Genomic DNA, 15556 nt, shown 5'->3' with positions numbered 1-15556 from the left:
AAAAACAGGCACCATGAACCTGTATGGCGAGATGATTTATTTGATAAAACCGGTGGATATCCAGGGAACAAATGTCACGATCATCAGCCCGACAAACAGCGCAACAACGTAACCCCAGATATAGCGCATGCCTTCAGACGGATTGACCTTGCCGATTGCACACGCGCCGTAATAACCCACACCGAACGGCGGAGCGAACAGCCCGATACCCATCGCAAAAATGACAACGATCGAATAGTGCACATCATGGATATCCAGGGCGCGAGCGACCGGAAAGAGCAGGGGCCCGAACAGCACGATGGCCGGAATACCTTCCAGAATGCTTCCCAATATGATGAACGCAAATACCGAGATGATCAGAAAGCCATAACCACCGCCTGGCACGTTCGCCATGAGCGCTGCCAGATCACTGGAAAAACCAGATTGAGTCAGTGCCCAGGCCATGGCTGTTGCGCAACCGATAATCAGCATAATGGCGCCTGACAGCGTCGCCGTTTCTACCAGAATCGGCGTTACGCGCTTCCAGTCAAACTGCCGGTAGACCAGCAGGCCCAGAAGAATGGAATACACCACCCCAATGGTAGACACTTCAGTTGCGGTCGCAATACCCTCGACTACGGCAGCGCGGATCACGAAAGGCAACGAAATCGCAGGCAAGGCAATCAGCAGGAAGCGAAAAATATCACGCTTGGGTACTTTGGCAACCTTTGACAGATCTTCGCGGCGATAGCGCCAGCCGACCACGACACACAGACACAAGCCAAGAACAACAGCCGGCAATATGCCTCCGGTAAACAGCGCGGCAATGGATACGCCGGTAACCGAGCCTATGGTGATAAGCACAATGGATGGCGGAATAGTCTCGGTCTGCGCGCCCGTGGCCGACAGCAGCGCAACAAGTTCACCCTTTTTGGCGCCGCGCTTTTCCATCTCTGGAAACAGTACCGGCGTGATGGCAGCCATATCGGCAATCTTGGAACCGGAAATGCCGGAAACCAGATACATGGCGCCAATCAATACATAAGAGAGGCCACCGCGAACATGCCCAAGGCAACTGGCCAGGAACTGGATCATGGCCCGCGCCATACCCGTCATCTCTATGAGCGCGCCCAGGAAGATAAAGAGCGGAACAGCCAGCAGAATCAGGTGCGACATGCCTTCATTCAGGCGGCCCACCATCACAACAATGGGGGTCTGGGTCGTTAACGTCAGATAGCCGAAAGTGGCCAGCGCAAACGAAAAGGCAATCGGCACACCGGAAAAGACGCAAGCGGCCACCACAAAGACGAAGAAAATCACCAGATTGAATTTGCCAAGCCCCATCAACACGGGATGCGCCAGCCAGAACACGGCCAGCAATGCCAATGTAACGCCCATACTGACCCAAAGTTGCTTGCGATCGGCGGTCATGGCCATACGAAAGACCGACGTCAGTATCATGAGTGCAATACCCACCGGCAATGCGGCAGCGTGCCATGCATTACTGATTTCCAATGCCGGAGTCACAATATAGGATTCTTCGTAGGCATACTCGAATGCCGGATACAGAAAAAGCGCCAGGAAGGCCAGTGATGCAGACGACGCAAAGCCTTCAAGCAACTGACGCCGATTGGCGGAGACACGGTCAATAAAGGCGGTCATGCGCATGTGTTGCCCGCGCCGCAATGCGATGACCGCGCCCAGCATGGACAGCCAGAGAAACAGGATAGAGGCCAGTTCATCGGTCCATACCAATGGCACATGCAATACGTACCTTGCTGCGACGCCCGAAAACAGGATCACAACTTCCAGAATGATCAGCATCACGGCGACCAGCTCAATACTGCGGCCGAGCGCTTTGTCTGCAGCACGCAACAACTTGCCTGCGCTGGAAACAGTGGTTGTGGCGGGCGTTTTCATCGCCATCGCAGAGTCGGTCATTATTGCAGTTTCCATAACACTAAACCAGTTTACCTACCGAGGCCTCAAGCGCGGCCCAGGCTTCATCACCAAAACGGCCTTTCCACTCTTTGTAAAAGCCGGCATTGCGCAGTGCTGCCCGGAATGTGTCGGGAGATGGCGCATTGAAAGTCAGCCCCTTCGATTGCAGATCGTTCTGCACCGAATCATTGAGCTTTCTGATATCTTCGCGCTGACGCATACCCGCGCCATTAATACCATCGGCAACGATTGTCTTCAGATCATCGGGCAATCGATCCCACGCCGCGCCGTTGGCAATAAACCAGAAACCATCCCAGATGTGATTGGTCTGAGAGCAATATTTTTGTACCTCGTACAGTTTTGCCACCTGGATAATGGGCAACGGGTTTTCCTGAGCATCCACAATTTTGGTCTGCAAAGAAGAATACACCTCGCTGAACTGAAGGCTTGTCGGGGCGGCGCCCAGACCTTTGAACATGGAAATGGACAGCGGGCTGACCGGCACGCGGATTTTCAGATCTTCCAGATCGGAGGCCTGCTGTATTGGCCCTTTGCTGCTGGTCATCTGGCGAAAGCCGTTGTCCCACATTTTGTCAAAGGCATACAGGCGTATCTTGCGAATGGATGAGCGCACATGCGCACCCAGATCGCCATCCATCGCTTTCCACACCTGGGCATAATCACTGAAAGCAAAACCCAGCGCATTAATGGCCGCAACCGGCACCAGCGTAGCAATCACAAGTGAAGACGGCGTAAAGAACTGAATGCCGCCGGAGCGCACTTGCGACAACATATCGGTATCGCCGCCGAGCTGATTGTTGGGGAAAATGGCAATATCGACCCGTCCGCCGGATTTTTCCCGGATTTCATCGGCCGCTTCCTTGGCGCGAATATTCAAGGGGTGAGACAGCGGAAGGTTGTTGCCATATTTATAAGAAAATTCGGCAGCACGCGCCATCTGTGGCAGCGCGCTGACAACACCTGCCAGCGGCATGGCGGACAGGGTGCGCAGCATGCTGCGGCGAGAATACTTCTGCATATTTGTCTCCAGACGTTAAATGATGTTTTTTGATTTTATTATTTTTCTAACCGCAACGATATAGTGATAATATACCAGCGTCAATCAAATTAAATGATGGTTTTTGATGTATGAAAAGCTCAGAGAAAGCCGCAAGCAGGGCCAATATTGCTGATATTGCCAAACTGGCTAACGTCTCCACCGCCACTGTAGACCGCGTACTGAACCACCGATCGGGCGTGCGCGAAGCCACGGTCCAGCGCGTATTGCGAGCCGCCGCCGAACTGGCCTATCTGCCGGAAAATGATCTGTACGCGGCACTTACACCCAGCGCCATGCGTATTTCATTTGTGCTCCCCAAAGGTACCAACCGCTTTATCAGGATGCTGGGCGACACCATCACTTACTCCCAGGACAGCTGGACGCCCTATAACGTGAAATGCAGAGTCGACTATGTGGAAGGCTTCAATCCCGAGGCCCTTGCCACTAGCCTGAAAAAGCAGGCAGAGCGCGCTGACGCCATTGCTTGCATGGCCATTGAGCACCCGCTGGTGCGCGACGCCATCGAAGAACTGGTCGATAAGGGCAAGCATGTGATAACGCTGATTACCGATATTTCCAATACGCGCCGCGCCGCCTATATCGGCCTGGACAATCGTGCAGCCGGCCGTACTGCGGCGTACCTGATTGCCCGCTTCATCGGCGCGCGGCCAGCCAAGGTTGCCATGATCGCGGGCAGCCTGAGCTATCGCGCTCATGAGGAGCGTGAAATGGGTTTTCTGTATATGTTCAAGGAACTGTTTCCCACTGTTGAAGTAGTGGGCTTACGCGAAGGTCTCGATAGCGCCGAAGAAAATTATCGGCTCACGCGACAACTGCTGGAACAGTCTCCAGACCTGGCAGGCATCTACAATATTGGCGGCGCATCCGACGGCGTGGCCAAAGCACTCAAGGAAGCAAGCCTGGCGCACAAAGTGGTGTTTATCGGTCACGGACTCACACCCGATACGCGAGCCCTGTTGATCGACGGAACCATGGACGCCGTCATTACACAGAATCCACAGTCCGCGACCATGAACTGTATCCGCATCTTTGCCAATCTGCGCGATCGACGGCCGGTAATGAGTGGCATCGACCCCGTGCAAAGCCAGATCATTTTCCGGGAAAACCTGCCCTGATCACACTGGTCGGGGTCAGTTCGCCGCCCGCCTTGCAATCTATTGCAAGCGCAATAGCAGGTTCGCCCGACAACGCTACACGGCAGGCATGACAGTCAGCGGCTGCGCTGAAGTGGCAGGAACCGGTGTCCTGGCTACATTCATGACCATCGATAGCAGCGAATAATAGCCATTGATTCCGACAAGGTCCATCACCCCCTGCTCGCCAAATTGCTGCAACGCGCGCTCGTAAGTGTGATCGCATACCGACTGATTGCGAAATAGTTCGGTCGAGAATGCATAAAGTATTGCCTCATCTTCAGGCAAATCTTCGGGCTTGCGGCCTACTCGTATGGCCTCGATGGTATGTTCAGATACGCCTTCACGCAACGCTATCGGCGCATGAATCGCCCACTCGACCTGCTGAGACCATTGCCGCGAGGTAATCAGGATCGCCAGCTCCGACAGGCGCTGCCCCAGGGCGCTGCGATACCGCAGGTACTCTCCCATACGACTGGCGTGGGCCATGAGTTCAGGGCTACGCATCAAGGGAATGAAGGGCGACAAAAGCCCACCGCGCGGGCCGTTGATAATTTCCTGTGCGTACTGTTTCTGGTCGGCGCTCCAGGCTTCTGGTGCAAGGGGGGCAAAACGGTCCGGATACTGGTTCATGATGGCTCTAGAATTTAAATAAAAGGAATTGAGTAAGAACAGTCTTTGCAACTATACCAATTCCCTTATCCCAACAACAGCGCAATCGCCAGATGTCCCTGTTAATCTAGAAGTAAAGGCAAGCGGCGGGCGTCCCAGTTCCGTCCCTTATCCCATACTCAGGTCAGGACCAGCACATTAGCCTTCCAGGTTTGATTTGAAAAACGCCAAGGTCCGGGACCACGCCAGCTTTGCGGCTGCTTCGTCGTAACGAGGCGTCGTGTCGTTATGAAATCCATGATTGGCCCCCTCATACATGTGCATTTCATACTTCTTGTTATTGGCCTTGAGCGCGGCTTCGTAATCCGGCCATCCCGCGTTGATGCGCTCGTCAATGCCGGCATAATGTATCAATAGCGGCGCATTGATTTTCGGCACATCAGCAGCCGCAGGCTGACCACCATAGAATGGTACTGCGCCAGCCAGATCCGGCATGCGAACAGCCAGCATATTGACCACCCCGCCGCCATAGCAAAATCCTACTGCGCCAATCTTGCCATTCACGGTTTCATGCCCCTTCAGAAATTGCGCTGCCGCCACCATATCTTCGGTGCGCTTGGCCGGATCCAGTTTTGCAAAAAGCTCGCGCGCTTTGTCTTCATCTCCGGGGTAACCGCCGGCCGGCGTAAGCGCATCGGGTGCAAAAGCAACATAATTCTCAACGGCCAGTCGTCTTGCCACGTCCTCGATATACGGATTGAGCCCTCGGTTTTCGTGAATCACTACCACACCCGGCAACTTGCCCTCGGCATCGGCTGGCTGCGCCAGATAGCCTTTCATGGTGCCATTGCCCTGGGGAGACGGATATTGAACGTAGCCAGCTTTAATTCGTTTGTCATCGGGCGCAATTTGCTGCGCCCAGGCAAAATTCGGTGCAAGACTGCTGAGAATCGCAGAGGCAGTGACGCCACCTACGGCATAGCGCGCTGAACGATCCAGAAACTGCCTGCGACTGATACCGCCATGCACATAGGCATCAAACAGCTTAAGAACATCGGGATGAAAATCACTCGCGTTTTTTCGATTCATGTTGCGGACTCCTTGACAGGCGGGCCATCAGACCCGGATGAGCTGAGAAAGGAACTGATGGAGAAATTGCGTGAACAATGAAATGTGAAACCCGATGCTGGTACCATATGCTGGCGCAGGAAGGCTTTGTGCCGATCCTGAACAGGATCACATTCATGTTAATTAAATCACAATAAGGAGACAATCATGAAAAAAATCTCATTTGTATTAGCCGGACTGTGCGCAACACTGATCGGCGCTGCCCACGCCCAGGAAAAGCCAACGGTTCAATTCATTGCCACTGGCGGGACAATTGCCATGAAAATTGATCCGGTCAAAAAGGCGCCCGTGCCAGCCATCTCCGGTGATGATCTGCTGGCAACGGTGCCCGGCGTGGCCGAGTTCGCCAAAATAGAAGTCAACAATCTATCGAATGTGCCGTCAGACTATATGGATCCGCCGCGCTGGATTGAGCTGAGCAAGGCGGTCAGTACAGCCGTGCAAAGGCCGGAAGTATCGGGGGTTATTGTGTCACATGGCACAGATACCCTGGAAGAAACCGCGTTCTGGCTGGATCTGACGGTGCAATCGGACAAACCCATCGTCTTGATTGGAGCCCAACGCAATGCCTCTTCGTCCGATTTTGACGGCCCTCGCAATCTGCTCAACGCGGTGCGTATTGCCGTCGACGAACAGGCAAAGGGCAAAGGCACCATGCTGGCCATGAACAACCAGATCAATGCCGCACGTCATGTCACAAAAACCCATACAGCCAATGTAGAAACATTTCAATCGGGCGACTATGGTTTTCTGGGCGAGGTCTATCCTGACCGTGTGATATTTGCCCGGGAACCATTGCGTCGCCAGCATATCGCCATCAGCGCTGAGACCATGCCAAGAGTAGATATTGTTGCCATGTATGGTGGCGCCGACGGCAGCCTGCTGCGCAGCGCCGTAGATCAGGGTGCAAAGGGCATCGTGGTGCAGGCGCTGGGCATGGGAAATATGAACAAGCCGATGTTTGAGGCAGTGAAATATGCACTGGAAAAGCAAATTCCAGTTGTGATTTCCACCCGTGTCTACAACGGTCGCGTGATGGCCAACTACGGGTTTGAAGGCGGTGGTAAAACGACAGCAGACGCAGGCGCAGTGATGGCGGGAAATCTGAGTCCGCAAAAAGCCCGTATTCTGCTGATGCTTCTTCTGCAAAGCGGAAAATCGGGCAAAGAAGACCTGCAGGCCGCATTTGACGCCATGTAACGGGATTGAGTAAAATCCCATCAATAAATATATCAATGCATGGATATGGATGTATTCATATCGATGCTTTGATGTATTTGGCGTATCAATAAAGATTGGTGCGATATGTAAAGCCTGTGCTGTACATATCTGCCGATCCGCTGCCAACCGCTCTGGCCAGCCCTCACCCGACACCCGCAGCAACTGTCTTGCAGGTTCCATCGCTCAGTTTTCTGGCACCCTCTTCTTGCTGTACTTTCCCACGTGATCTACTGCTGCAGCACCAACTGACGCATCAGTTCGATCACTCAAGCCAACGCCCTCGCCTTTTCCCCCGACAAAATCAGCCTTCATGTGTCGACACCCTGTCGGCGCGTTAAACGCGATGCACTCGTTGGTGCATCCCTAATTAATAAATCAGACCCTCATCAGAAATGAACCCTCAATCAGCCAAATTTTTTGTATTGACCGGTGGACCCGGCGCCGGCAAAACAACACTCATCAACCATCTGGCCGATTTGGGCTACCGCTGTGTGCCCGAAGCCGGTCGGGCCGTGATACACCAGCAGCTTAGTAGCGGCGGCGTTGCCCTGCCATGGAATGACAAAACCGCGTATGCCCGGTTTATGTACGAACGCGACATGGCGGCTTACCAACGTGCATGCGATATGAACGGTCCGGTTTTCTTTGACCGCGGTATTGTGGATACCATCGCATATCTGCAACTGGAGCAATTGCCAGTTCCAGAATCCCTGCAAACAGCGGCGTCCCGTTGTCGATATCATACGACAGCGTTCATTATGCCGCCCTGGCCGCAGATCTACCGTAGTGACCAGGAACGACTGCAGGACCTGTCCACCGCCATCGCAACCTATCACGCGATGATAAAGACTTATTCACAATATGGTTATGCACTGGTGCATGTGCCCCGCCTGCCGGTAGCACAGCGGGCGGCGTTCATCCTGAACGCCATCGCTTGCGGCCATGGCAGAAAAAAGGACTGACAGCCCGGTTGATTGAGCAAATCGCAGCACGCCACTTGTGATCACGTAGTGCGAATCAGAAACGATATCCTACGCCGACAGTGGCAACCCAGGGATTGATTTTTGCTGTGCCGATTTTAGTGCCGTCAAGCCGAACGCTGGTCTTGATATCAATATAGCGAACACTGGCATTCAAAAACCAGTTATCGTTGATTTTCACATCAGCGCCCACTTGTGCGGCCAGCCCCCAGGAATCTGAAAGCTTGAGTTTTTCAACGCCAAGATCCCGTAACGCGCCTGTCGGTTTTGTATGAAAGAAGGTTGTGTAATTGAGTCCAACACCAACATACGGCTGCACCCGGGCGTCGGGCAAAAAATGCCACTGAACGCTAAGTGTAGGAGGCAGATGCCGGGTGGTACCAATCCTGCCAAGATCGCCGCCCAGATCGGCGGCGCTGCCACGGATATCATGCTTGAACGGCGCAGCAGCCAGCAATTCGACCCCAAGATGACGGGTTGCCATATACGTCAGGCTGAAACTGGGACGCGTGCTGTCATTGACATCCAGATCAATGCCGCGGGGGGCTATACTTTTCCCGACCGTTCCATTACCCGACCTGGGCATCACACTTGTAATGCCGGCTTTCACTATCCAATCCCCCGCTTCGTGCGCAACAGCTGGCAATGTTGAGAGTGCACCCAGCGCAAGCGAGCCTGCGACGACTATATCACGAATGACATGCATTTTTTCTCCATCAGTACTTGTTAACGAACTGACAGAATGCAACAAAAATCACAAATGAATATTGCGTTTACGCAAGCAACAGCAACTGCGCAACGTTTAAATTTGATTTAAATCAAACATCATGCATTGAACCCAAGACGATCAATGCCAACAATGCGATTGAGCAGGCGATACGTTTTTTCATGGACATGCCTCACACGACGATGGTCGCAGTCGCCCGGTGCAAATCATGACACCATCCGGGCCACATTGCCTTTAGTCCATGTGAGGATGACGATCCACCAAGCGCTGGCGACGTGCCTTGAGCGCTTCGAGTTGCTCCTGCACAGCGGTAATTTCCTCATCCACATCGGCAACAGTTTGTTCGATATTCTCGTACGCTTCCTTGAGCAGCGCCTTGGCCTCGTGCTTGTTGGATGCCGTGGGTGTGTCGCCTCGCATCGGCTTATTCGCGGTCTCGGGAAGATAGAACGAGGTAATGATCCCGATGACTGCAGCAACCATCAAATAATAGGCTGGCATCATCAGATTCCCCGTTTCTTCCACCAGCCACGCGGCCACGGTTGGCGTGAGCCCGGCAACAATAATGGCGACATTAAAGGAACTTGCCAGCGCACTATAACGGATACGCGTCGGAAACAATGCCGGCAGTGTCGAAGCCATTACACCCGTCATACAATTGAGTACGATTGCGATAAACAAAAGCCCGAGAAAAATCAAACCGGTATTGTCGCTACCAATAAAATGATAAGAAGGTATTGCCAACAACAGCAAGCCAATGCTACCGATTCGCAGAAAGGGCTTTCTGCCGATTTTGTCGCTGAAGAAACCGACAACCGGCTGCACGAACAGCATCCCGATCATGACCACCACAATAATCAGTACTCCGTGCTCTTCGGTATAGCCCAGGCTGCTCGACAGATAGGTGGGCATATAGGTGAGCAACATGTAATAGGTAATATTGGTCACCAGAACCATACCGATGCTGATCAATAATGCCTTGCGATATTTGGAAAAAATCTCGCGAAAGGACACCCCAGGCCTTTCCTTGATAGCATCCTTGTCTTCTTTCTCCATCTTTTCAAGCTGTTGCGTAAATGCGGGGGTCTCTTCGGCAGCGTGACGCAGATATAGCCCCAGCAACCCTAACGGACCCGCAACAAAGAAAGGCACCCGCCAGCCCCATTCCAGAAAGGTGGGTTCTTTGAGGATTGTTTGCAACAACACCACCAGGCCTGCGCCAAGCACGAAACCGGCAATTGAGCCAAAATCGAGCCAACTGCCCAGAAACCCTCGCCGCCGGTCGGGCGCATATTCGGCAACAAAGACCGCCGCTCCCGTATATTCGCCGCCCACCGAAAAGCCCTGAGCCAATTTACACAGCAACAAAAGAACAGGTGCCCACAAACCGATAGTTGCGTAGGAAGGAATCAGCCCGATGCAAAAGGTACTGATGGCCATGATAATAATGGTCAGCGACAGCACTTTCTGTCGCCCGAAACGATCACCCATCACGCCGAAAAACACCCCTCCCAGCGGTCGGACCAGAAACGGGACAGAGAACGTACCCAGCGCAGCGATGGTCTGCACCGCAGGCGAGGCATCAGGGAAAAACACTTTTCCCAGCGCATAGGCCACAAAACCATACACGCCAAAATCAAACCATTCCATCGCATTGCCAAGTGCCGCGGCTGTCACTGCCTTCTTGAGCTTGGTGTCGTCAATAACGGTGATATCGTCAATTTGTAAGGGCTGATTTTGTTGCGATGCTGAAGTTGACTCTGTCATTATCTGCGTCCCCGGGCTTCCCATTGTTACGAACCATGGTGCCATAATGCCTATCACCTTGCAAACATTTCCTGTTACTCGCTATCTGCACATTGACTAATAGATTGCGCGGAGCGCTTGTTTTCAAATTGTCATAAACAGCGTGAAAATCCTGCAGGCGAGGATAATCACACCCGTGATAGCGCTTCTGGCAAACCACCTGAAGCAGCCACAAAAACCCGATATCAACCGCCACGCATGAGAAGAAGCTGCGTGACCGGATGGCACAATCGATGGCGCCAGTAAAACGAATTTATGATGTGGGGAAACCTTACTGTTCCCTTCAGATAGTGCATCCAGCAGACAGCCAAAGGCCTGCAACTGATGGTAGCCAGCCACCCGTACGATACAGATACAGTATGTCAGCTGTGTTATGGCCTTGTAATTAGACGGATGATCTGTACGGAAACGCCCAGGCAAAACGAAAAACCCCAGAAGCGACAGGCGCCCTGGGGTTCAAACTACGGAGTTGATGCAAGGGCCGGGAGTCCTTGATACGTTGCCAGGCAACCGCACGTCTTGGGTGAATAGTATGTTGGAACATCTCTAGTCACTACGGTTGGCTGCAGACTCCAAGCCTTTATTCTACTGCATCTAGCCGCGCTGGCAATAACGACGCCAGGCGCCGCATTGCCAGTAGCGACAAGTCATCAGAAGCGATGATTCAGACCGACACCAACCAGTGTTGATTTCAGCTTGACGTTTTCTGTGTTGTCAAACTTCAGTTTGCCTGTACCGTAAGATGCGATGGCATAAACAGCAGTGCGTTTGGACAGTTTATGCTCGTAACCCAGGCTGAAAATATTCAGTTTGCCTTTCACACCATCAAATCCGTCGTCTTTGTTTTTGGTAGAGCTGCCCTGATACGAGAACATGAGTTTGCCGTCGTCGCCAATAGGCGCTGACAGGCCTGCCATCCAGGCTTGTTGACGGTAACCTTTGGTTTCTGCGTAAGTGAATCCATCAGCATTGGTAGCGAAATCATCCAATGCACCGGTCAAACCTGTACTTCCGACACCGCTAGCTACGATAACATCGTTGGCCATTGAACCGCGAATCTGACCATAACCCAGGAACAATTTGACGACCTCAAAATCATAGGCGCCGAACAGGTTCCACATGTGGGTCGTACCCTTCTCGCCTGCACCATTGGATAGGCGCACGTCGGTGCGGAAGCGATCGTATGAAACGCCGACAGAGACAGGGCCGTTATCATAAGAGGCACCAGCCGTGATCCAGTTGGAAGTATCACGTGCCTCGAAATCTTCGAAGCCGTCGCTGCCGGTGGTTTTGGTGTTTTTGCCAGCATAGCCGACGCCAACTTTAAAGCCGGACAGATCAGGACTGATATATTTGATCGAGTTGTCCATGCGGGCGTATGTTGAGGCACCGAATGCGCCAGACAGCACACCAGCCTGCATGTACGCAACGCCGAAAGGATTAAGCGACGAGACTGTGTCTGCCGCAACGTTAAGTTGGCGACCCAAAGTCAGCGTACCCCAGTTGGCGCCGGTCAGACCGACATAGGCATGACGACCAAACAGACGGCCACCCTGTGCGGATTTGCCGTTGCCCAGGTCAAAGCCGCTTTCCAATTGGAAAATGGCGCTTGTGCCGTTGCCCAGGTCTTCAGCACCCTTCATTCCCCAGCGATTACCGTTTCTGACGCCGTTGATCAGGCCAATATCACGAGTCTTGGTATAGGCATCGCCCTGCGTCACTTTGGTCTGTTGATAGCCAATACCGGCATCGACAATACCATACAGGGTTACGGAAGTTTCTGCGTGGGCTACGCCGGTAAAGCCGACGGCCAGTGCTGCAGCAAGCAAAGTCTTTTTCATGTATCAAATCTCCTCAGGGATGGGTCATCATTCTTCTTACCCGAATGGTTCAGAAACGATTCAGATTTGAAGCAATATAAAGATTAGATACATTTATGTAAAGGAACCGCCCACCTCGGAAAATGGCCTTCCCGGCGGTTCGTACACTTAGCAGCGACAGCGTTTTAATCACGATTGCAGCATTTATATTGCGTATGGTAATAATCTAAGTGCAATTGAATTAGTCCCAGTTTTAAACGCAATTACATTTGCAATCATAGGGTTAAAGGGGCACCTGCCAACAAAGGTAGATCCGGCGGGTTTCGTTTACTGATACGCAAAGTTGGCACGATTCTTGCCCAGGCAATCATTTTACCCTCTTAGGTCATGAGGGTTTTCCTTCATAGTGAATACGCTTAGCGTTTTTATTACATTTGTGACATATATGCGACATTTGTGTGCAACCGCGCTAACCGACCGTGGGCGTGTAGGAGTGCCAGGCCGTCAGAGATTGAATCGTACTGCCGATGCGCAGTAGCATAAGTTCGTCTCCCGCCTTGCCGGCTAGCTGTACGCTGACTGGCAGGTTGGTTTGGTCAAAACCGGCGGGCAGCGCCAAAGCGCAACCGTTGACCCAGTTCACAAAACGGGTAAAGTAGCCCAGTGGTGTGCCGGACTCGTCCACCTGTGCAAGCGGTATCGGGCCAAAAGGCGTGGTGGGCAGCAACAAGGCATCTTTATCGGCCATCCATTGCGTCCAAACGGCCTGCATATTCAGATGGGCGCCCAGCAGATCCTGGTATTGCATATCCGATATGCTTTTTCCGGCCATAAGGCGATCGCGCACAAAAGGCCCGAAATGCTGGCTCGGGTCCTGGATGTAGTCCTTGTGCAGACGCCATCCTTCGGCCGCGATCAACTTCCCGCAATCGCTCATGGCCTGCTCAAAGCTAAATGGAGGCGCCTCGCGTACGATGGTTGCGCCGGCCATCTCGACCATCCTGACCATATCCCGCGAACCCAGGCGTACAGCACGCTGCACTTGCACACCATAGTCATCCTCGGGCAGCACGCACACTCGTACTCCCGCCAACTCGTCGGCATTATCCTGGGCCAGGTACGTCATGCTTTGTACTGTCTGCCCCGGCGCATTCGTTAACGCCTGCAGCAGCAAGGCGGCATCATCTGCGGTCCTGGTCATGGGCCCCACGCTGTCCAGCGTCCGGGACAATGGATACACGCCGTCGGCGTTGATCGCGCCAACTGTCGTCTTCAAGCCAGTAATCCCGTTGAGCGCGGCAGGAATCCGCACCGATCCGCCGGTATCGGTACCCAGCGCTCCCGGCACCAGGCCGGCAGCAACCGCAACGCCCGAACCGCTTGAAGAGCCACCGGGCACGCGATGAAGGTTCCTGTCCCAGGGATTGCGAGGCGTTCCCAGCAAAGCATTGGTTCCCCAGCCGCCAAACGCAAACTCTACCGTGTGCGTCTTGCCAATAATGACCGCGCCATGGGCTCGCAAGCGATGCACCGCATCGGCGGTTAGGGCACTAGTCCGGGTTTCCCACTGCCTGGAGCCGCAGGCCGTTACCGTACCCTCGATATCACACAAGTCTTTGATGCCCAGCGGTATGCCATCAAGCATACCCAGCGCCCGTCCCTGTTGCCGCCGTTCATCGGACTGACGTGCCTGCGCCAGCGCCTGTTCCGGAAAGACACGCGCAAAGGCATGCAATACGGGATTCAACCTGTCTATACGGTTCAAAAAGTAGTTCGTCAGCGACTCGGCAGTCACGTTGTTCATTGCCAGGCTGCGGGCCAGCTCTGTGATCGAGGCGAAGGCATACTGTTCCATAATATGTCCTTTACACCACACCGGCTTCATCAAGCATGCAATGGAGCAGGACGTTGCATCCGGCTTCCACATGCTCCGGCAAGGCATCTTCGATTTCATTGTGACTGATGCCATCCTTGCAGGGGATGAAAATCATCGCTGCCGGGCATATTCGCGCCAGGTATACAGCATCGTGACCTGCGCCGCTAACCAGCCTGGAATGCCCATAACCCAATCGGGCGGCATTTTTTTCCACAGCAGCAACTTGCGCCGCGGCAAACGCCTGAGGAGGAAAATAAACCACTTCTTCGGCATGAATCTGTACCTGATACGTATCGGCCATGGCATCGCAATAGCGCTGGAAATCGGCAGACATCGCAGACAGGTCGTCGTCGGTCAGTGCGCGCAGGTCCACAGAGAACCGCACCCGTCCCGGAATGACATTGCGCGAATTGGGATATACATCAACCCAGCCAACCGTACCACGTCCATCTTCTCCGTAGCGACGACCAATCTCGTTGACTTCGTTCATGATGCGCATTGCGGGCAATAATGCATCCCGGCGCAGCTCCATGGGTGTCGTACCGGCATGTGACTCTACCCCCTGCACCTGGACATCATACCAACGCTGTCCCAGCGCGCCCGTTACTACGCCGATGGTATGCGAGCGCCGCTCCAGCACCGGTCCCTGCTCAATGTGAGCTTCAAAATAACTTTTCACGGGTGTCGCCCTGCACGGCACAGCACCATCGTAACCAATGTCCGCGAGCGCGGCGGCAACACTAATACCCTTGGTATCGGTACTGTGCAATGCAGTCTGGGCAGAAAATGCCCCGACATAGACACCCGACCCCATCATGACAGGCACAAAGCGAGAACCTTCTTCGTTGGTCCATACCACGACCTCGAGAGGCGCTCGCGTGCGGATCTGCAGATCATTCAGCGTGCGTAGTACCTCAAGCCCGGCCAATACGCCATAATTGCCATCAAACTTGCCACCGGTCGGCTGCGTATCGATATGGCTACCGGTCATGACTGGCGGCAATTGCGGGTCCTGTCCCTCGCGGCGGGCAAAGATATTGCCCAGTTCATCCACACGGATGGTGCAGCCGATGTCCTTTGCCCACTGAACAAACAGATGACGGCCTTCCTTGTCCAGCTCGGTCAATGCCAGACGATTTACACCGCCTTTTTCCGTGCCGCCGATGCGAGCCAACGTCATCAGCGAGTCCCAAAGTCGCGCGCCATTGATGCACCCGACGCTACTGTGTTCATTCATATCCATTATTCGTTA

The 15556-nt window shown here is 53.6% G+C and carries 12 protein-coding genes; 3 read left to right on the top strand and 9 right to left on the bottom strand.

Annotation, left to right across the window (positions count from 1 at the left end):
• Positions 1-36 precede the first annotated feature (36 nt).
• Positions 37-1920, bottom strand: a complete 1884-nt coding sequence (locus EV681_RS04975) for a TRAP transporter large permease (RefSeq protein ID WP_207227007.1) — start codon at positions 1918-1920, stop codon at positions 37-39.
• A 19-nt stretch (positions 1921-1939) separates the two neighbouring features.
• Positions 1940-2959 (bottom strand): TRAP transporter substrate-binding protein, encoded by a 1020-nt coding sequence (locus EV681_RS04970; RefSeq protein WP_130303434.1) that lies wholly within the window; start codon positions 2957-2959, stop codon positions 1940-1942.
• A 110-nt stretch (positions 2960-3069) separates the two neighbouring features.
• On the opposite strand from EV681_RS04970, the gene EV681_RS04965 reads away from it, so the two are divergent.
• A complete protein-coding gene (locus EV681_RS04965) occupies positions 3070-4116 on the top strand; it encodes a LacI family DNA-binding transcriptional regulator (RefSeq protein ID WP_128395651.1) in 1047 nt (348 codons plus the stop codon).
• 75 nt (positions 4117-4191) lie between these two features.
• On the opposite strand, the gene EV681_RS04960 is transcribed toward EV681_RS04965, so the two are convergent.
• Together EV681_RS04960 and EV681_RS04955 are read right to left on the bottom strand one after the other, a co-directional pair.
• On the bottom strand, positions 4192-4767 hold the full coding sequence (locus tag EV681_RS04960) for a carboxymuconolactone decarboxylase family protein (RefSeq protein WP_128395650.1): 576 nt from the start codon (positions 4765-4767) through the stop codon (positions 4192-4194).
• A 177-nt stretch (positions 4768-4944) separates the two neighbouring features.
• A complete protein-coding gene (locus EV681_RS04955; RefSeq protein WP_130303433.1) occupies positions 4945-5835 on the bottom strand; it encodes a dienelactone hydrolase family protein in 891 nt (296 codons plus the stop codon).
• 186 nt (positions 5836-6021) lie between these two features.
• On the opposite strand from EV681_RS04955, the gene EV681_RS04950 reads away from it, so the two are divergent.
• The gene (locus EV681_RS04950; protein WP_130303432.1) at positions 6022-7074 is read left to right on the top strand and encodes an asparaginase; all 1053 of its coding nucleotides are present in this window, start codon (positions 6022-6024) and stop codon (positions 7072-7074) included.
• A 413-nt stretch (positions 7075-7487) separates the two neighbouring features.
• Positions 7488-8057 (top strand): AAA family ATPase, encoded by a 570-nt coding sequence (locus EV681_RS04945; RefSeq protein WP_130303431.1) that lies wholly within the window; start codon positions 7488-7490, stop codon positions 8055-8057.
• A 55-nt stretch (positions 8058-8112) separates the two neighbouring features.
• On the opposite strand, the gene EV681_RS04940 is transcribed toward EV681_RS04945, so the two are convergent.
• The 5 genes from EV681_RS04940 to EV681_RS04920 form a co-directional block, all read right to left on the bottom strand.
• Positions 8113-8781 carry an OmpW/AlkL family protein gene (locus tag EV681_RS04940; RefSeq protein WP_128395646.1) on the bottom strand — a complete coding sequence of 223 codons (669 nt, stop codon included), beginning with the start codon at positions 8779-8781 and terminating at the stop codon, positions 8113-8115.
• A gap of 255 nt (positions 8782-9036) precedes the next feature.
• Positions 9037-10569, bottom strand: a complete 1533-nt coding sequence (proP, locus tag EV681_RS04935) for a glycine betaine/L-proline transporter ProP (protein ID WP_128395645.1) — start codon at positions 10567-10569, stop codon at positions 9037-9039.
• A gap of 689 nt (positions 10570-11258) precedes the next feature.
• Positions 11259-12449, bottom strand: a complete 1191-nt coding sequence (locus EV681_RS04930; RefSeq protein WP_128395644.1) for a porin — start codon at positions 12447-12449, stop codon at positions 11259-11261.
• Positions 12450-12897: 448 nt separating this feature from the next.
• Positions 12898-14283, bottom strand: a complete 1386-nt coding sequence (locus tag EV681_RS04925; protein WP_165392945.1) for an amidase — start codon at positions 14281-14283, stop codon at positions 12898-12900.
• 10 nt (positions 14284-14293) lie between these two features.
• Positions 14294-15547: a Zn-dependent hydrolase gene (locus tag EV681_RS04920; protein ID WP_130303429.1), complete on the bottom strand. Its 1254-nt coding sequence runs from the start codon at positions 15545-15547 to the stop codon at positions 14294-14296.
• Positions 15548-15556: the final 9 nt, after the last annotated feature.

The organism is Advenella incenata, from assembly GCF_004217095.1.
Lineage (GTDB): Bacteria > Pseudomonadota > Gammaproteobacteria > Burkholderiales > Burkholderiaceae_B > Advenella > Advenella incenata.
This window is presented reverse-complemented; position numbering and strand designations above follow the sequence as displayed.